Genomic DNA, 17,283 nt, shown 5'->3' on the forward strand with positions numbered 1-17,283 from the left:
TTTTCCTGTCTCTAGAGCTTCACGGGGCGGCCGGTGCGGACGCTTTCGTCCGCAGCCAGGCACACGCGCAGCGATTTGACGGCGTCATCCATATGACGGGTGAGGTCGATGTCCTCGCGGATGGCCTTCAGCACGAAGGCCTGCTCGCGGTCGCAAAGGCCCTGGTGGCCAGGCTCGTCCTTCATCGACAGGTCCTCGTCGGCATGGACGAAATTGCCGTCGGCACCGAGATCGGCGCGGTGGACGCGGATCATGCTGGTCTTGGTGTGGGCATCGACGTCATCCGACTTGGTGGCGGCTTCGTTGACGACGATCGAGACACTGCCCTTGGGCGAGATGACGTCCTTCACGAAGAAGGCGGTCTCCGACATCATCGGTCCCCAGCCTGCCTCGTACCAGCCGACCGAGCCGTCGGCGAACAGCACCTGGAGGTGACCGTAATTATACATCGCCGGATCGATCTCGTCGGTCATGCGCAGGCCCATGCCGCGCACCTCGACCGGGTCGGCATCGGTGATCTGGCACATCACGTCGAGATAGTGGACACCGCAGTCGACGATCGGCGAGGTCGTCTTCATCAGCTGCTTGTGGGTGTCCCACTTGTGGCCGGAAGACTGCTGGTTGAGGTTCATGCGGAAGACGTAGGGACCGCCGAGCGCACGCGCCTCGCCGATCAGCCGCATCCAGGAAGGGTGATGGCGCAGGATGTAGCCGATCACCAGCTTGCGGCCATTGGCCTTGGCGCAGGCCACGACACGTTCCGCGTCGGCAACGGTGGTTGCCAGCGGCTTCTCGAGGAAGACATGGCAACCGGCTTCCAGCGCCATGACCGCATAGTCGGCATGGCTGTCGGAATAGGTGTTGATCGAGGCGACGTCCGGCTTCAGCTCGTGGATCGCGCCTTCGAACGAGCGCTGGATGCCGTAGCCTTCCATGCCCGCGGGCAGCTGCACATCGGAACGGTTGACGAGGGCTGCGATCTCGAAGCCGGGGTTGTTGTGATAGGCCAGGGCGTGGCTGCGGCCCATGTTGCCGAGGCCGGCAACGACGACGCGTAGGGGCTTTTCAGTGCTCACTTGACTGCTCCGGAAGTGATGCCGCGGATCAGCTGCCGCGAGAAGAAGAGATAGAGGACGAGCACCGGCAGGATGGCGAGCGACAGCGCCGCCAGCACGGCGTTCCAGTTGGTGACGAACTGGCCGATGAAGACCTGGGCGCCGAGCGTGACGGTCTTGGTCGACTCTCCGGGCGCCAGGATCAGTGGGAACCACAAATCGTTCCAGATCGGGATCATGGTGAAGACAGCGACGGTCGCCATGGCCGGTCGGACCAGCGGCAGGACGAGACGGAAGAAGATGCGGTATTCCGAGAGCCCGTCGATGCGGCCGGCATTCTTGAGGTCGTCCGACACCTGCTTCATGAACTCGGAGAGGATGAAAACGGCGAGCGGCAGGCCTTGAGCGGTGTAGACCAGGACAAGTGCTGTCAGCGTGTTGACCAGCCCTGACGCCACCATCAGCTGCAGGATCGCGACGGTGCCGAGGCGGATCGGGATCATGATGCCGAGGGCCAGATAGAGGCCCATCATGGTGTTGCCCTTGAAGCGGTATTCCGACAGCGCGAACGCCGCCATGGCACCAAACAGCAGCACCAGGAACAGCGAGGCGACGGTGACCGTCAGGCTGTTCTGGAAATACTGGATGAAGTCGCCCTGCGCCATCACAGTGGTGTAGCCGATGAGGTCGAAGGTCTCGGCCGTCGGCGGCGTCAGCGGCGAGCGAAAGATCGCGGCCCGCGACTTGAACGAGTTGACGACGATGACGATCACCGGGAACAGCGCGATGACGGTGTAGGTCAAAAGGATCGCGTGTGCGCCGATGGTGCGCGGCAGGGATGTGGCAGCCTTGCTCATGACACCCTCAGAACTGGTAGCGGCGCAGCCGCGTCTGGATGAGGAAAAGATAGACGCAGACGCCGGTGAGGATGATGAAGAACATCATCGAGGCGATGGTGGCGCCCATGTTCGGATCGCCCGTCTGCAGCTGGAAGCCGAAGAAGGTGCGGTAGAGGAACGTGCCGAGGATATCGGTGGCGTAGTTCGGCCCGGCCAGCGCGCCCTGCGCCGAATAGATCAGGTCGAAGGCGTTGAAGTTGCCGACGAAAGTGAGGATCGAGATGATGCCTATCGAAGGCAGGATCAGCGGCAGCTTGATCTTCCAGAACTGGGAGAAGCCGGTGACGCCGTCGCATTCGGCAGCCTCAATGACCTCTTCTGGGATCGACAGCATGGCGGCATAGATCAGCATCATCGGGATACCGACAAATTGCCATACCGAGATCAGGCTGAGCGCGGTCAGCGCATATTCTTCCTTGCCGAGCCAGGGCACGAACAGGCTTTTGAGACCAACCATATCGAGCAGGTTGGGCGCGACACCCCACAACGGGCTCAGGATCAGCTTCCAGGCGAAGCCGACGATGACGAAGGACAGTATGGTCGGAATGAAGATCGCCGTGCGGTAGAAGGCGGAGAACCGCAGCTTGGGGCTCGACAGCAGGGCGGCAAGCAGGATGCCGATCGGATTCTGCACCAGCATGTGGATGATGAAGAACCAGGTATTGTTGCCGAGCGCGTTCCAGAACGAGTTCGACCAGCGCGGATCACCGAACAGCGTGCGGAAATTTTCGAGGCCGGTGAAGACCTGCACATTGTCTATGCTACGGAACAGCGACAGCTGCAGCGTGCCGAACAGCGGCAGGATCATCACGGCGGTGTAGACCAGGAGGGCCGGCGCGAGGAAGACGGCAATGTGCCAACGCGTCGGTCTCTTGTCTTGGCTATGCTCTAGGCTTTGCTCCGACATCTCAAATTCCCTGGTCCGGCCGTGTCGGGCCGTTGATGGTGATAGCGAGGATGGACCTCAGCGGGCTTCCCGCCAATGGCTGTCGGAAGCAGTAGCGCATCTTTGTACGCCGACGTTCAACCCCTGATTCCGAGTCCGCAACGTTCGAATATTCGAGGGGGTGGGAGAGCGCCGCCGAAGCGGCGCCCTCCCGAGCGAGCATCAAGCCCGCCGCATCTTACTTAGCCGGCTTGAACCAGCTGTCGAGGCCCTTCTGCAGCTCGGCAGCAGCGGCTTCCGGGGTCTCGGTGCCGTTGATGACGTTGGCCGACTTGACCCAGGTCTCGTTTTCGAGGTTCGGCGTGCCGCGCGACAGGATCTGGTAGGTCGAGCGGATGGTCGGCTTGCACTTCTCACGCCAGGAGACGAATTCCTGGGCGAGCGGGTCTTCCATCTTCACCGGCGCCGAGTTCAGGCTGAAGAAGCCCGGCAGCGCGTTGGCGTAGATCGTGGCGAATTCAGGCGAAGCGACCCAGGACAGGAAGGCCTTGGCGGCATCGGCATTCGCGCTCTTGGGGTTCAGGCCCAGGCCGATATCGGTGTGGTCGGAGATGTAGCAGGTGTCGCCAGCCTTCTGGACCGGCGGCGGGAAGGCGCCCATCTTGAACTGCGCCTGGGTGTTGAAGGTCGAGATCTCCCACGAGCCGGCCGGGAAGATCGCGGCGCGGCCGAGCGTGAACAGGTTCTGGCTGTCGGGGTAGCTCTGCGCCTCGAAGCCGTCGCCGAGATAAGGCTTCCACTTGGCGAGCGTCGCAAACGGCGCAACCCAGTCGGCATCGGTCAGCTTCTGCTCGCCCTTGATGAGCGCCAGGCGGCCTTCCTCGCCCTTCCAGTAGTTCGGTCCGATGTTCTGGTAGCCCATGGTCGCAGCTTCCCAGAGATCCTTGGTGCCCATCGCCATCGGGATGTAGGTGCCGTCAGCCTTGATCTTGTCGAGGGCGGCGAAGAACTCTTCTTCGGTCGCCGGCACGGCGATGCCGAGCTTGTCGAAGGCTTCCTTGTTGTAGATGAAGCCGTGGATGACGGATGCCATCGGCACGCAGAAGGTCGCCTTGCCGTCGTCGGTCTGCCAGGCGGACTTGGCGACATCGGAGAAGTTCTCCATGCCGGGCAGCGCAGTCAGATCGGCAAGTTGACCCTTGCCATAGAGGTCGATCGACGTGAACGGACGGCAGGTGATGAGATCGCCAGCCGAGCCAGCATCGAGCTTGGCGTTGAGCGCGGCGTTGTACTCGGTCGGAGCCGACGGCGAGAAGGTGACCTTGATGCCGGGGTTCTTGGCTTCGAACGCCGGGATCAGCTTTTCCTGCCAGATGGCGAGGTCGTCATTGCGCCAGCTCTCGATGGTCAGCGTCTTGTCCTGGGCGAGCGCGATCCCGGCGGAGCCGAGGATGCTGGACGCCATCAGAAGTCCAGTAAGCAACCTATGTTTCATTTCCATTCTCCCTGTTTACTTTCTCTCGGGCCTCTACTGATGAGAGCCTCTGCTCCCCTCGAGCTTCGACAGAGCGGACCTCAGTTTCTGGCCCGCCCCATCCAGAAGTTGGTTTGCCGCCTCCGGGCTTGCCGCACCCGAGGCCAAAAGGATCGCCACCTTGACCGAACCGCCGCTCATTTCGAGCAGGGTTTTCGCGGTGGCCGTGTCGCAGCCTGCAATCGCCGAGACGATGCGTGCGGCGCGCTCGTGCAGCTTGATGTTGTCGGCATGAAGATTGACCATGTAGCCGTCATGGACATGGCCGAGATGGATGGCGACGAGCGTCGACATCATGTTGAGCGCGATCTTCTGCGCCGTGCCGGCGCCCATGCGGGTCGAGCCGGCAACGACTTCCGGCGGCGTGGCAAGCAGGACCGAAATTTCGGCGATGTCGAACATCGGCGCACCGGCATTGTTGGCGACCGCAATCGTCGCAGCACCGCGGCGCCGGGCCTCGTTGAGCGCGCCTATGGCAAAAGGCGTCGAGCCGCTGGCCGAGATGGCGATCAGGCAATCACCGGCATTCAGCTCGGCGGCGGCGACTTCTTTCATGGCCTGCCCGGCATCGTCTTCCGGCGCACCGGTGAGATTGACAAGGCTGTCGGTGCCGCCCGCAAGCAGGATGACGACGCGGTCGCGGGGAATGCCGAAGGTTCCGGGAAGCTCGAGCGCATCGGCCAGCGCCATCAGGCCGGAACTGCCGGCCGCGGCATAGACAAGACGTCCGCCGGCAGCGAGACGCTCGGCGATCTTGGCGGCAGCTTCGGCAATTGCGGGGATGGCAGCGTGAACGGCACCGGCAGCCTCGACCTGCGCTGCGGCAAGCAGGCGAAGAACGGATTCAGGTGCCTGGGCATCAATGCCCCCGGCATCTTTATGCACCGCTTCGGTACGCGTTGGCGCCATTCTGTCTCTCCCTTTCATCGACAATACCAAAAAAATACCACTTGTCCAGCGGCGTTAACAAATTCCTTTGCTGCAATGCAAGGCAGGCCAAAAAATCTATAAAATTCAATATTATGCGGAAGTCTGTCCGGAAGCGGGAATTTAACACTTGGCTATTGGTATTTTATTGGTATTATCCATCACGAGGAGAAAACGCCGTGGATCTTGTGCTCGGGATAGATGGTGGCGGCACCGGCTGCCGGGCCGCACTGGCCAGCGCGACCGGCGACATTCTGGGTCGCGGGCGGGGCGGACCCGCCAATATCCGCACCGACCTCGCAGGCGCCTGTGAAAATATCGTCGAAGCCGCCCGCCTGGCGTTTGCCGAGGCCGGCCGCGATCCCGCACTGATCGGCACGGCCGGTGCCGTGCTCGGCCTCGCCGGCGCCAATGTCGGCGACTACAAGCAGCGGCTCCAAGCCATGCTGCCGTTCCGGAACAGCCGCATCGAAAACGACTCGCTGATCTCGCTCGAAGGCGCGCTCGGCGAGCATGACGGCGCCATCGCGGCACTTGGAACCGGCACCGTCTATCTGGCACGCCAGAAAGGACATCTCCGTCCCGTCGGCGGCTGGGGCTTCCAGATCGGCGATCTCGGCAGCGGCGCGCGCATCGGCCGCGACCTTTTGCAGGAAACGCTGCTGGTCCATGACAAGGTCCATGCCGGCACGCCGCTCGCCGACATCATGCTCGAGCGTTTCAACCGCGACCCCAGCGACATCGTCGAATTCACCACGGCTGCCAAGCCCGGCGACTACGGTGCATTCGCGCCAATGGTGTTCGAGCACGCAGCGAAAGGCGACGCTCTCGGCCAGAAGCTTGTCGAGCGTGCCGTCGCCGACGTCGAGGAAACGCTCGCTGTCTTCGATCTGGCGCCAACCGAGCGGCTGTGCCTGCTTGGCGGGCTTGCCGGCCTCTATGCGCCACTGCTTTCGAAGCGCTACCGCGCGATCATGCATCCGCCGCTGCAGGACGCGCTCGGCGGCGCCGTGGCAATGGCGGCCAGGATATTCGGCAAGGCGGGAGGCGGCCATGGATGACGCCGCCGAGCGGATTTTCGCAGCCCTGCGCGACGTCAGCCAGAGCGGCGCGCCGCTCTACCTGCAGCTCAAGAAGAACATCGAGGATGCAGTCAGGCGCGGACTGATCGGCCCCGGCGATGCCCTGCCTTCGGAACGCGACATCGCAGCCCAGGCCGACATTTCCCGCGTCACCGTGCGCAAGGCGGTGCAGGACCTGGTCAAGTCCGGCGTGCTGGTCCAGCGCCATGGCTCCGGCACTTTCGTGGCGCCGCGCATGGAGCGCGTCGAGCAGTCGCTGTCGCGACTGACGTCGTTCACCGAAGACATGGCCCGGCGCGGCATGGCGGCGCGCTCGCAATGGCTCGAGCGCGGCGTCTACCCGCCCTCGCCCGACGAGATGATGGTGCTCGGGCTGTCAGCGAGCGAGCTCGTTTCCAGGCTGAGCCGCCTGCGCATCGCCGACGAGACGCCGCTGGCGATCGAACGCGCGGCAATCTCTGCTTCGGTGCTGCCTGACCCTCGCGAAGTCACAACGTCGCTCTATATGGCATTGGGCAAGACCGGCCACCGGCCGGTGCGCGCCGTGCAGCGCATCTCGGCGGTCAATCTCGGTGGCGCCGAGGCCAAGCTGCTGGTCGTGCCGGAAGGCTCGGCCTGCCTGCAGATCGAGCGCATCTCATACCTTGCCAGCGGCAAGGTGATCGAGTTCACCAAGTCGATCTACCGTGGCGACGCCTATGACTTCGTCGCTGAACTAAGGCTACCCGGCCCGGATGGGCAAGAAGGAGACATCGCTTGAACGCGACAACGCACATGCGGCGCGAAATCGCCGAAATCCCCGAAGCGACTGCGCGCCTGCTCGAAGGTTCAGCCAAGGAACTGGCCGAAACCGGCCTGCATCTCAAGCGCGCGTCGCCGCGCTTCGTTACCACCGTTGCGCGCGGCTCCTCCGACCATGCGGCGTCCTTCCTCAAATACGCCATCGAGCTGACGGCCGGGCTTCCCGTGGCTTCGATTGGCCCGTCGATCTCGTCGATCTACGGCGCTGAGCTGAAGCTCGCCGATTCCGCCTGCCTCGCCATTTCGCAGTCGGGCAAGAGCCCCGACATCGTCGCCATGGCGGAAGGCGCACGCGCCGGCGGTGCGCTGACGATCGCGCTCACCAACACCGCCGGCTCGCCACTGGCAGCCGCATCCGACCATGCCATCGACATCCAGGCAGGCGTCGAAAAAAGCGTCGCGGCGACAAAGACCTTCGTCAATTCGGCGGTAGCGGGCCTGGCCGTGCTCGCCCACTGGACCAGCGACGACAAGTTGCTCGCAGCGCTGAAAGCCTTGCCCGAGCATTTCGCCAAGGCAGTCGAATGCGACTGGATGGACATTGCCGGAGACCTGACCGACGGCAATTCGCTGTTCATCCTCGGCCGCGGCCCGTCCTTTGCCATCGCCAACGAGGCGGCGCTGAAGTTCAAGGAAACCTGCGCCATGCACGCCGAATCCTACAGCGCGGCAGAGGTCATGCACGGCCCGCTGGCACTGGTGCGCCCGGGCTTCCCGGTGCTGGCGCTTGCCGCCCGCGATGCCTCGGAGCCGTCGATCGCCGAAGCCGCCGACGGGCTTGCCGGGCGCGGTGCAGCGATCCACATCACGTCTTCGCTGGCCAAAAAGGCCAAGGTGCTGCCGCATGTAGCGACCGGCCATCCGCTGACCGATCCGCTGATGCTGATCGCCTCGTTCTACGGCTTCGTCGAGGCCTTCGCTCGCCATCGCGGCCTCGACCCCGACAGCCCGCCCAATCTCAGGAAAGTGACCGAAACGATATGAGCGATCGTTTTGCGATAGCTGCGGGGCGCATCTTCGACGGAGAGGCGTGGCATGAAAATGCTGCGCTCATCGTCGCTGAAGGGCTGGTCGAGGGCATCGTCGAGCGCGACGCTGTGCCGGCCGGCCTGACGGTGGCCGGAGGCGGCGCCATGCTCGTCCCCGGCTTCATCGACCTCCAGGTCAATGGCGGCGGCGGGCTGATGCTCAACGACAAGCCCGACGCCGACACGCTCGACATCATCTGCAAGGCGCAAATGCCGTTCGGCACGACCGCGGTGCTGCCAACGCTGATCACCGACACCCCCGAGATCACGCGCTCGACCATCGCCGCGGGTGCGGAAGCAGCGAAACGCAAGATGCCCGGCTTCCTCGGCCTGCATCTCGAGGGGCCGCATCTGTCGCTCTCCCGCAAGGGCGCGCACGATCCCAAGCTGATCCGGCCGATGGACGGTGACGACGAGGCCGCGCTGATCGCCGCGCGGGCCACGATGCCGGTGCTGCTGACCACGGTGGCACCGGAGTCGGTCACGGCCGGGCAGGTCAAGACGCTGGCCGATGCCGGCGTCGTCGTCAGCCTCGGCCACACCGACACCAGCTACCGCACGGCGAAGCAATATGCCGAGGCCGGCGCGTCGATGGCGACGCATCTGTTCAACGCCATGAGCCAGATCGGCAACCGCGAGCCCGGCCTTGCCGGCGCGGCAGTCGACATCGGCACGTTCTCCGCAGGGCTGATCGCCGACGGTATCCACGTCGACCCGGCAACAATGCAGATCGCGCTCAAGGCCAAGAACGGCCCAGCGCGCATCTTCCTGGTCACCGACGCGATGGCAACCATCGGCACCGATCTCAAGTCGTTCACGCTCAACGGCCGCACCATCAAGCGCGAGAACGGACGGCTGACACTGGAAGACGGCACGCTTGCCGGCGCCGACCTCGACATGATCTCGGCGATCCGCTTCATGCACGAGACAATCGGATACGACCTCGGCGAGGCGATCCGCTTGGCCTCGCTCTATCCGGCGGAGGCGGTCGGGCAGGAAAAGCGCCTCGGGCGGCTGGCCAAGGGCTACGCGGCGAACGCCGTGCAGCTGACCGACACGCTCGACGTGTCAGGCACCTGGATCGACGGCAAGAAGGTGTTTTCGGCGTAGGTTGGATGGAGCGCAATGCTCCCTCGCAGCTTGCCTAACGACCTGCTTTCGCGCTCACACCCCCACCCCTAACCCCTCCCCAGGGGAGGGGGACCGACCGTTCAGCGCCAAAGTTCGACAATCCAGGCCGAAGCCGTGAGGAGCTAGTTCCCCTCCCCCTTGTGGGGAGGGGTTAGGGGCGGGGGTATTTCTGCTCGAATTGGGGGCGAGGATCCAAGTTCGCGTACGGCGGCGCTGCCCCTCATCCGCCTGCCGGCACCTTCTCCCCGTAATGACGGGGAGAAGGGACAAACGGCAACGTTGACGCCCCATCCTTCACGGGGAGAGGGTAAGGGTGAGGGGCAAATTCTCTAGCTTAGATCGCAGCCTTGTCAGCCGCGGCCCGGATCGCCTCGATGTTCGCGGCATAGGCAGCCGGCCCACCCTTGAACACGGCGTTGCCGGCAACCAGTACATTGGCTCCCGCTGCAGTAACCAGCGGCGCGGTCTCTGGCGTCACGCCGCCGTCGATCTCGATGTCGATCGGACGGTTGCCGATCATCGCCTTGACGCGCTTGACCTTGTCGATGACCGCCGGGATGAAGGCCTGGCCGCCGAAGCCCGGATTGACGGTCATCAAAAGCACCAGGTCGAGCCGGTCGAGCACGTATTCGATCACCGATTCCGGCGTCGACGGGTTGAGCGACACGCCGGCCTTCTTGCCGAGATTGCGGATCGTCTGCAGCGAGCGGTCGAGATGCGGCCCGGCCTCGGCATGGACCGTGATGATGTCGCAGCCGGCGTCGGCGAAGGCCGCGAGATAGGGATCGGCCGGCGCGATCATCAGGTGGCAGTCGAACACCTTGTCGGTGCGGTTGCGGATCGCCTTGATGACGGGGGGGCCGAAGGTAATGTTGGGGACGAAATGGCCGTCCATGACATCGAGGTGGATCCAGTCGGCGCCGGCGGCGACGATGGCCTCGACCTCGTCGCCGAGCTTTGAGAAGTCCGACGACAGCACCGAGGGCGCAATCAGGGTTTTGTTGCTCACGTTCAGGCCTTTCGAAAGGGGCAGAGCCGGTTTCCGGCTTGCCTAATCTCCGGCGCCCGGCTTGTCGAGACCGGAATGCAGCCACATCGCCGTATAAACCCCGGAAAGCAGAACCCCGCCGGACCAGCCGGCGGGGTTCCATGCGTTCATACCGATCACTGCGGGATGATGTTGTTGGTCCTCGGCTGTTGCTGCTCCCGTCTCTGCGGAATCAGGCCGCGGAACACATCCGGATTGATCGGGATCTGCAACGTGGGCTGCTGGCGGATCGGACGGCAGTTCGGATAGTTGCCGACCGTGCCGCGCGGGCACTCACGCTCGATGGTCACGCACTGGCCGTTGATCAGCACCTCGCCACGGCGGCAGACGGTGTCCTGACGGTCGGGCACACAGCGGCCGCGCACCAGCGTCGTGCCTTGCGGGCACTCTACCTGTGCCTTGCGGCATGCGCCTCGGACCAGCTGCGTTCCGCGCGGACAGATGCAACGCCCGTCCTGGGTCCGGATCTGGCCAGGCAACAGCTTGCACTGGCGCACCGGCGGCTGATCCTTGACGCAGCGACCGTTCCTCAGCTCTGTGCCACGCGGGCAGATGCAGCGCCCGTCCTGCGTACGGATCTGGCCCGGCAGCAGCGTGCACTGGCGTACCGGCGGCACATCCTTGACACAGCGGCCGTTCCTCAGCTCGGTGCCACGCGGGCAGACGCAGCTTCCGTCCTGCGTCCGGATCTGGCCGGGCAGCAGCTTGCACTGCCGTTCCGGCGGCTGTTCCGGCCGCACGCACTTGCCGTTCTTGAGGTCCGTGCCGCGCGGGCAGATGCAGCGTCCGTCCTCGGTGCGGATCTGTCCCGGCAACAGGCGGCATTGCGGCTTGACCGGCGGAACCGGCGTCACCGTGCCGCCATCGGGCACGCACTGGCCATTGCGGAACGCCGTGCCTTCGGGGCAGACGCAACGGCCGGCCTGGTTGAGCACGAAACCTTCCGAGCACTCCTGCTTGACCTCATGGTCGATCAGGAAGCGGTGGCAGGCATAGGGACTGCCGGCGCCAAGACCGCCCGGAAGGGCCGTGCCACCGGCCAGGTCCAGCCCGCGAACCGGCGTGTCGGGCGGAAGCACGGCAACGCAGTTCTGGGCCGGCACCGGCCGGGGGAGATTGGCGAGGCGGCCGTCGTCCGGTATCATCACCGTCACCCTGTGGACGCGGCTTTCGCCGGCGCCGAGGCTGATGTTGGTGACGCAGGACAATGGCAGCGTCGTTGGCTCGGGCGTGCAGCCGAAAGGCGGCTCGATCGAGCTGATCGGAACGCCGTCCAGCCGGCCGAGCCCGTCCACGCCGATGGCATCGCCGATGCGGACCGAGCCATTGAAGGGACCGGTGCCGCTGTTGGTGATGGTGATCTCGAACGAGCAGGGCCGGCCCGTCTCGCACTGCCGGTCGCCGGTCTTGGCGACGGTCAGCCGCGGCCGTCCCGGATGCGGGATGCGCATGGTGGCGCAGGCCTTGTTGTTGGCCAGCACCGTCTCACCAGGGATCGCCCGTACCTCGCCACAGTTGCGGATCATGTCGGACGGATAGTCCGGCGGCACGATGGCGACCACCGAAAGCGGCACTGACGCGCCCGGCACCAGTGCCACGCCCGGATGGTCGCAGCGGAACTGGCCGGGACCGGCCGGACCGCAGGCCCAGGGCGGGGTCGGGCCGAAGGTCGAGGACGTCGGCGCTCCAGTGGGATAGTCGTCGATGACGGTCAGCGGACCGACATAGTTTTGGGTGCCGTTGTTGTAGACACGGATCAGGAAGCTGCAGACGCCATCGGCACTGCAGGAGACCGAACGCGGATCCTTGGTGATGCGCAGGTCGACCTTCTTTTCCACCGGTGGACGGCAATCGGGATCGCCGCGCTTGCAGATCGGAATGCTGGCGCACGCCTTGTCGTTGTCGGTGCGGCCGAACACGTCGGGCTTTTCGCTCGCCGTGTAGTCGTACTCGGCGCAATTGCGGATGAAGCTCGCCTCCCAGCCGGGTCCGGGCTCAAAGCCGATCTTGAGATCGACCCATTCGCCGGGATCGAGCGTGGTCGCGGGATGCTCGCAACTCATAGGGCTGGTTGCCGGCAGACAGGTCCAGGGCGCGTTGGGCCCGGAATCTATCGTGGCGTTGCCGGGCAAGGTCACCTCGTCGAGCACGATCTTGCCATTGTAGGGGCCGTCACCGACATTGGTGACGCGGATAGTGAAGTTGCAGCCGCCAAGGACCGTGCAGCGGGCAACGTCGGCACGTTTCTCGACCTTGATGTCCGGTTCCTTGTCGGGCGGGCAGCGAAGGTCGGGGGGAATGACGATGTCGACCGTCTGGGTGCAGCACAGGCCGACGCCCTCTTCCGGACCGGCATAGGTTTCGATGCCGGTGACGATCAGATGCACGACATCGCCGGGTCCTGCACCTTCGATCTCCCAGTGCAGCACGCCGCCACCGGGCGGAACGAGTTGCATCGGCGGGTCGATGGTGATGCCCGGCGTGGTGGTGCGCAGCTGCACCCAGCGGCCGGCCATCTCGGGCCCGACAGGCATGTTGTAGATGTAGGCGCCGCCACCGGGCACGCAGTCGACATCGCCGGTCTCGACCTTGAAGCACGGCTCGTCGCCGCCCGGAGGCGGTGGCGGAGGCGGCTCGCAGTCGGTGACGTCGATGCGGATCTGGGTCTTCTCGCCAGTGCGGAAATCGCCATCGTCGGGCCTGGCCGGATCGTGCGAGGGGATCTCGATCGAACCGGGACCTGCCGACAGCTTGACGAAGCCCTGGTTGTCGACGACCGTGGGCGCCGGGAAGGCTGCGTGGTCGATCAGAGCTGTGATGCGGATGTCGATGTAGCGTTCGTTGGGCGCGCCGACACCGTCGAGATCGGTCGCCGACAGCCGGAAGTCGGCGATGGTCGCCGTGTCGTTCGGGTTGGCGGTGGTGCCGATGCCGGCTGCCGGCAACGGTCCGCCGACGGCATCGGTGCCGTCGCCGCTGGCCTGCACGTTGACGATCTTCAGGCCGGGCGCAAGCTGGTCGCGGAAATCCATCCGCAGCGTCTTGAGACCGTTGGCGAAGGCCGGATCGAAGAACTTTTCCGGATTGCCGCGGGCACCGAAGCGCAAATTATAGACGACATAGTCGCAATTGCGCTGGGCACCCTTTTTGGTGAAGAACGGCACGACGTCGTCATGGCCGGGATGCGGCACGACGCGGTCGAGCCTCAGTTCAGGCACGACATCGGGCAACGGCTGGGCGGCTGCCGGCGACAGGGGCATGGCGGCGAGCGCGATACCTGCCGCCACCAGCCAGCGCGCACCGCGCCTGGCGAATGACAGGGGTTTCATGATCGTCTCCATGACGGTTGCTTTGCTGTCGAGCGGGACGGGAGCGTGGATGTTCATCTCTCCCTCCCTCACGGTTCGCAGCTTGCGGCGGGCGTTTCGAGCGGCACCACCACCTTGCAGCAAGGGTAATAGCCGCCCTTGTCGGCGTCGGACTGCTTGTAGAAGCACAGGCCGACATTGACCGTGTCGCCGGGGAAGTGGCCGGTCACCCCGATGGTGAACGGCGCGCCTGCCGGCTTGGTCTGCTGAAGCGGTGAGATGCCAACGCCCGGCGTCCTGGAATCGGCCTTGACGGAATCGCCGCCAATGCCTGCAACGTCACGGACATAGAGATCGGCCTCGAGCCCGGCCGGGGTGCAGAAATACTCGACTGCCTCGACGTCGAGGCAGGGCGGGATGTTGCCAGGCGGCGGAAAATCCGGCGGCCACAGCGGCGTCGGATAGTCGCCGGGATAGGGAACCTGCTCGTAATAGCCGGCGCGGCCTTCGCATGGCCGCCATATCTCGACGTCGCCGACATGTCCCTCGACCTCGGGATCTTCATAGAAGCTGTCGAAGTCGACGAACCACGATCCGAAAGGCGGAACGTTCGCCGGCTTCACGAGCGAGGTCGAGGTGATCTGCACCCCATGGACGGCAAGCGGACCACCCGCGGCGAGCTGCTCGGCCAGGGCCGGGTTGTCCCTGAGCTTGTCGCCGGTCTTGACGATGCTGTCGGTGCAGGCGTTGGGGTTGATGAAGCCCTGCGCGTCATAGCCATATTGCAGGTCGATGCCGCCGGCCGACTGGCGATTGCCTTCGGGAAAGCCGACCGCATATTCCTGCGGCACCGACACCCAGATGCTTTCGGTCGCCGGATCATCGGGACTTTCACGCCAGTAGCGGATGACCTCGCCATCGCCGGTGTCGGCGAACTGGCTGTAGTCGAAGCGGTTTTCGACCTCGCCGCGCTGGGCCAGATACATGAAGCCCCTGCTGTCGAAGACGATGTCGGTGACCGGCAGGTCCTTGTCGGCCTCGACGGTCAGCTCCCAGCGCGGGTCGCCGGCAAATTTGCCGTCGCGGGCGATGCCGACCGACCAGATCTCAGCCTCGTCACCGACCGCGTAGTAGACGCGGCCACCGTGGAAGGCCACGCCCCAAACGCGGCGCTCGTCCTGGGTATAGCCCCAGGTGCCGGGGTCCTCGCTGTCGAAGGCGGCGCCGGCAATGTCCATCACCGCGCCGTCATCGGCAGTCGGTGCCAGCCCGCGCACCGGGCGGCCCGTGACGCCATGGTCGAAGGTGTCGATCAGTGCACCCGTTGCGTCGATGCGGTGGATCAGGCCAGTGTCGAGGTCGGAGGCGAAGAACTGGCGATGAACCTTGTCGAAGGTAACGTCGCCAATGCCGGGACCACTGTTGGTGTCGATGTCGGCGAACTTGGTGACAGCACCCGAGATGCCGTCGATCCGCCAGATCGTGCCGGGGCCGCCGCCATTCTCCTCGCCGAACTGGCCGGCCATGAAGGTGGCGCCGGCGATGCCGCGGCGCTGGCGCTCAGGCCGTCCGTCGTCGTCGGCATCAGGCGTGACGATGCGGATGCCGTGCAGCGAGGTCGCGCCCGCGTAGAGATCGGGCACGCCCGACGGGGTGCCGTCGCGGACACCGTCGTCATAGGTCAGCGCGAAGACCTGGCCGATCTGGCCGGCGAGGACCTCGAAGGGCAACGGCGTATTGACGAGCTGGCCCGACGGCGGCCCGCCGAGGGCCGAAACGTCGAAAACGCGCAAGGTTGCGCGCTCTGTGTCGATGAAGGTTTCGTCTACCGGGTCGACGCCGGGCGGCAACCCTTCCTCGATACCGGGAATGACTGTGCCGGAAAAGCCGGTGACCGCCATCGATCCTGGGTTGATGATCTGGGTTTCCTGGGCGCCGGCCTGTGGCGCCAGCCAGAGATTGGCGGCGAGCGCCAGCGCCATCATGCCGGCGTGCAGCGCGAGTGCTCCCAGGCGGTTGCCTGACGGTCCGGCTGCATGCGCGAGCGCGCCGAAACCACCACGAAAGCACGGCATGACACCTCTCCCGAGTTGTGTGGAAGAAGGTGCTGGAGCGCATGCGAGAGCGAAGCGCTGATACCCGGCACTTTCCTCCCTTGCAGTCCTGCTATTGTCCCTCGGCGCGACGATACGCCGGGGCTTACCTAGGGTCAATGGAACAAGCCCGAAGCCCAACGCGTCCACCCTGTCCCTGAAGCGGTGGTCGCGCCGTGCTCCGGGTGCTCGCGGTGACCCGCAACACCTGGTGTCTGTGGTCATTGGGTTTTCCTTTCATGACACCGCACCACGCGGCGCCTGGACGTTGGTCGCGCCAACGCCGGGAAAGGTTCACCTCGAAGGGCCCGCCGGCGACCTCATTTTGAGGCAATCGAATGTTCCGCAAACCCTTGCAAAATGCCGATTGAAATCGATTACATTTTCTGGCTATCATCTGCTGCAGCAGTTTTTGCATCGGGAGGAATTCATGAAGAAATTTGCAGCACTGGCGCTCACCACCGTCGCGGCGCTGGCCGTGTCGGCGTTCTCGACCCAGGCGGCCGACTACAAGATCGGCCTATCCAACGGCTGGGTCGGCTCGGAGTGGCGGACGCAGATGATCGAACAGGCACAGGCAGCAGCAGCGGCCTGGAAGGAAAAGGGCGTCAATGTCGAGGTCGTGGTGCAGAGCGCCAATGTCGACGTGCCCGGCCAGATCGCACACGTCCGCAACTTCATCAGCGAAGGCGTCAACGCCATCATCATCAACCCGAACAGCCCGACGGCGTTCGATCCGGTGTTTGCCCAGGCCAAGGAAGCCGGCATCCTGGTGATCTCGACCGACGCCGAAGTGTCGTCGCCCGACGCCACCTATGTCGGCATCGACCAGAAGGCATGGGGTGCCGCAGGCGCCAAGTGGCTGGCCGAGACACTCGGCGGCAAGGGCAACGTCGTTGCCATCAACGGCGTCGCCGGCCACCCGGCCAACGAGATGCGCGTCGCCGGCTACAAGGAAGTGTTCGGCCAGTATCCCGACATCAAGATCGTCAATGAAGTGAACGCCAACTGGGATCAGGCCCAGGGCCAGCAGGCGATGCAGAACCTGCTCGCCACCAACCCCGACATCAACGGTGTCTGGGTGCAGGACGGCATGGCGGCAGGCGCCTGGAAGTCGATCATCGATGCCAAGAAGCAGTCGTCGATCGCCGCCACCGGCGAGATCCGCAAGGACTTCATCGACCTCTGGGTCAAGGACAAGCTGAACTCGGGCGCTTCGGTGAACCCTCCCGGCGTCATGGCTTCGGCACTCAACGTCGCCGTGCTGATGCTTGAAGGCAAGGAACTGAAGGAGCCGGCAACGGCTGGCCAGTACAAGAACGCCATGTACCTGCCGATCCCCTTCATCGACGGCAAGAACGTCGATCAGGTCGCCAAGGAGCTCGACGGCAAGCCGGGCTACTTCTCCTACACCAGCCAGCTTTCGATCGCTGACGCCGAAGCGCTGTTCAAGTAAGCTTCCTCCCACGAACGGGGACGCGCGCCTGAAAA

13 protein-coding genes are annotated in these 17,283 nt (G+C 64.7%); 5 read left to right on the plus strand and 8 right to left on the minus strand.

Going from position 1 to position 17,283, the window contains the following annotated elements:
* Nucleotides 1–11 precede the first annotated feature (11 nt).
* From GGQ99_RS14480 to GGQ99_RS14500, 5 genes are all read right to left on the minus strand, one after another.
* Entirely contained in the window at nucleotides 12–1,076 is a 1,065-nt protein-coding gene (locus GGQ99_RS14480) for a Gfo/Idh/MocA family oxidoreductase (protein ID WP_183263067.1), read from the minus strand.
* On the minus strand, nucleotides 1,073–1,912 hold the full coding sequence (locus GGQ99_RS14485) for a carbohydrate ABC transporter permease (protein ID WP_108605779.1): 840 nt from the start codon (nucleotides 1,910–1,912) through the stop codon (nucleotides 1,073–1,075). Before GGQ99_RS14485 ends, GGQ99_RS14480 begins: the two co-directional genes overlap by 4 nt.
* Before the next feature lie 7 nt (nucleotides 1,913–1,919).
* On the minus strand, nucleotides 1,920–2,861 hold the full coding sequence (locus tag GGQ99_RS14490) for a carbohydrate ABC transporter permease (protein ID WP_108605780.1): 942 nt from the start codon (nucleotides 2,859–2,861) through the stop codon (nucleotides 1,920–1,922).
* A gap of 217 nt (nucleotides 2,862–3,078) precedes the next feature.
* Nucleotides 3,079–4,335 (minus strand): ABC transporter substrate-binding protein, encoded by a 1,257-nt coding sequence (locus GGQ99_RS14495; protein ID WP_183263068.1) that lies wholly within the window; start codon nucleotides 4,333–4,335, stop codon nucleotides 3,079–3,081.
* A 33-nt stretch (nucleotides 4,336–4,368) separates the two neighbouring features.
* On the minus strand, nucleotides 4,369–5,283 hold the full coding sequence (locus GGQ99_RS14500) for an N-acetylmuramic acid 6-phosphate etherase (RefSeq protein ID WP_183263069.1): 915 nt from the start codon (nucleotides 5,281–5,283) through the stop codon (nucleotides 4,369–4,371).
* A gap of 197 nt (nucleotides 5,284–5,480) precedes the next feature.
* Here GGQ99_RS14500 and GGQ99_RS14505 point away from each other — a divergent pair, with 197 nt between their 5' ends.
* Genes GGQ99_RS14505 through nagA form a run of 4 tightly spaced genes read left to right on the plus strand, consistent with a single transcriptional unit; the run spans nucleotide 5,481 to nucleotide 9,322 of the window.
* Nucleotides 5,481–6,362: a BadF/BadG/BcrA/BcrD ATPase family protein gene (locus GGQ99_RS14505; RefSeq protein ID WP_183263070.1), complete on the plus strand. Its 882-nt coding sequence runs from the start codon at nucleotides 5,481–5,483 to the stop codon at nucleotides 6,360–6,362.
* Nucleotides 6,355–7,143 (plus strand): GntR family transcriptional regulator, encoded by a 789-nt coding sequence (locus GGQ99_RS14510; RefSeq protein WP_183263071.1) that lies wholly within the window; start codon nucleotides 6,355–6,357, stop codon nucleotides 7,141–7,143. The genes GGQ99_RS14505 and GGQ99_RS14510 overlap by 8 nt, the downstream gene beginning before the upstream one ends.
* A gap of 14 nt (nucleotides 7,144–7,157) precedes the next feature.
* Complete coding sequence (locus GGQ99_RS14515) at nucleotides 7,158–8,168, plus strand: SIS domain-containing protein (RefSeq protein WP_183263185.1); 1,011 nt, start codon at nucleotides 7,158–7,160, stop codon at nucleotides 8,166–8,168.
* Nucleotides 8,165–9,322 (plus strand): N-acetylglucosamine-6-phosphate deacetylase, encoded by a 1,158-nt coding sequence (gene nagA, locus GGQ99_RS14520; protein WP_183263072.1) that lies wholly within the window; start codon nucleotides 8,165–8,167, stop codon nucleotides 9,320–9,322. The genes GGQ99_RS14515 and nagA overlap by 4 nt, the downstream gene beginning before the upstream one ends.
* Nucleotides 9,323–9,677: 355 nt before the next feature.
* Here nagA and rpe read toward each other — a convergent pair whose 3' ends face one another.
* The 3 genes from rpe to GGQ99_RS14535 all read right to left on the minus strand — a co-directional run bounded on the left by rpe (nucleotide 9,678) and on the right by GGQ99_RS14535 (nucleotide 15,684).
* On the minus strand, nucleotides 9,678–10,352 hold the full coding sequence (gene rpe / locus GGQ99_RS14525) for a ribulose-phosphate 3-epimerase (protein ID WP_183263073.1): 675 nt from the start codon (nucleotides 10,350–10,352) through the stop codon (nucleotides 9,678–9,680).
* A gap of 155 nt (nucleotides 10,353–10,507) precedes the next feature.
* Entirely contained in the window at nucleotides 10,508–13,777 is a 3,270-nt protein-coding gene (locus GGQ99_RS14530; protein ID WP_183263074.1) for a DUF7929 domain-containing protein, read from the minus strand.
* 11 nt (nucleotides 13,778–13,788) lie between these two features.
* A complete protein-coding gene (locus GGQ99_RS14535; protein WP_246389606.1) occupies nucleotides 13,789–15,684 on the minus strand; it encodes an NHL repeat-containing protein in 1,896 nt (631 codons plus the stop codon).
* 538 nt (nucleotides 15,685–16,222) lie between these two features.
* Between GGQ99_RS14535 and GGQ99_RS14540 the strand changes: the two genes are divergently transcribed.
* Nucleotides 16,223–17,248, plus strand: a complete 1,026-nt coding sequence (locus GGQ99_RS14540) for an ABC transporter substrate-binding protein (protein ID WP_108609586.1) — start codon at nucleotides 16,223–16,225, stop codon at nucleotides 17,246–17,248.
* Nucleotides 17,249–17,283: the final 35 nt, after the last annotated feature.

The sequence above is a fragment of the Aminobacter niigataensis genome, from assembly GCF_014200015.1.
Classification (GTDB): domain Bacteria; phylum Pseudomonadota; class Alphaproteobacteria; order Rhizobiales; family Rhizobiaceae; genus Aminobacter; species Aminobacter niigataensis.

Coding starts and splice junctions, on each gene's coding strand:
- GGQ99_RS14485 (WP_108605779.1), bottom strand. CDS start 1,912: ATGAGCAAGGCTGCCACATCCCTGCCGCGCACCATCGGCGCACACGCG.
- GGQ99_RS14490 (WP_108605780.1), bottom strand. CDS start 2,861: ATGTCGGAGCAAAGCCTAGAGCATAGCCAAGACAAGAGACCGACGCGT.
- GGQ99_RS14495 (WP_183263068.1), bottom strand. CDS start 4,335: ATGAAACATAGGTTGCTTACTGGACTTCTGATGGCGTCCAGCATCCTC.
- GGQ99_RS14500 (WP_183263069.1), bottom strand. CDS start 5,283: ATGGCGCCAACGCGTACCGAAGCGGTGCATAAAGATGCCGGGGGCATT.
- GGQ99_RS14510 (WP_183263071.1), top strand. CDS start 6,355: ATGGATGACGCCGCCGAGCGGATTTTCGCAGCCCTGCGCGACGTCAGC.
- GGQ99_RS14515 (WP_183263185.1), top strand. CDS start 7,158: ATGCGGCGCGAAATCGCCGAAATCCCCGAAGCGACTGCGCGCCTGCTC.
- nagA (WP_183263072.1), top strand. CDS start 8,165: ATGAGCGATCGTTTTGCGATAGCTGCGGGGCGCATCTTCGACGGAGAG.
- GGQ99_RS14530 (WP_183263074.1), bottom strand. CDS start 13,777: ATGAACATCCACGCTCCCGTCCCGCTCGACAGCAAAGCAACCGTCATG.
- GGQ99_RS14535 (WP_246389606.1), bottom strand. CDS start 15,684: ATGATGGCGCTGGCGCTCGCCGCCAATCTCTGGCTGGCGCCACAGGCC.
- GGQ99_RS14540 (WP_108609586.1), top strand. CDS start 16,223: ATGAAGAAATTTGCAGCACTGGCGCTCACCACCGTCGCGGCGCTGGCC.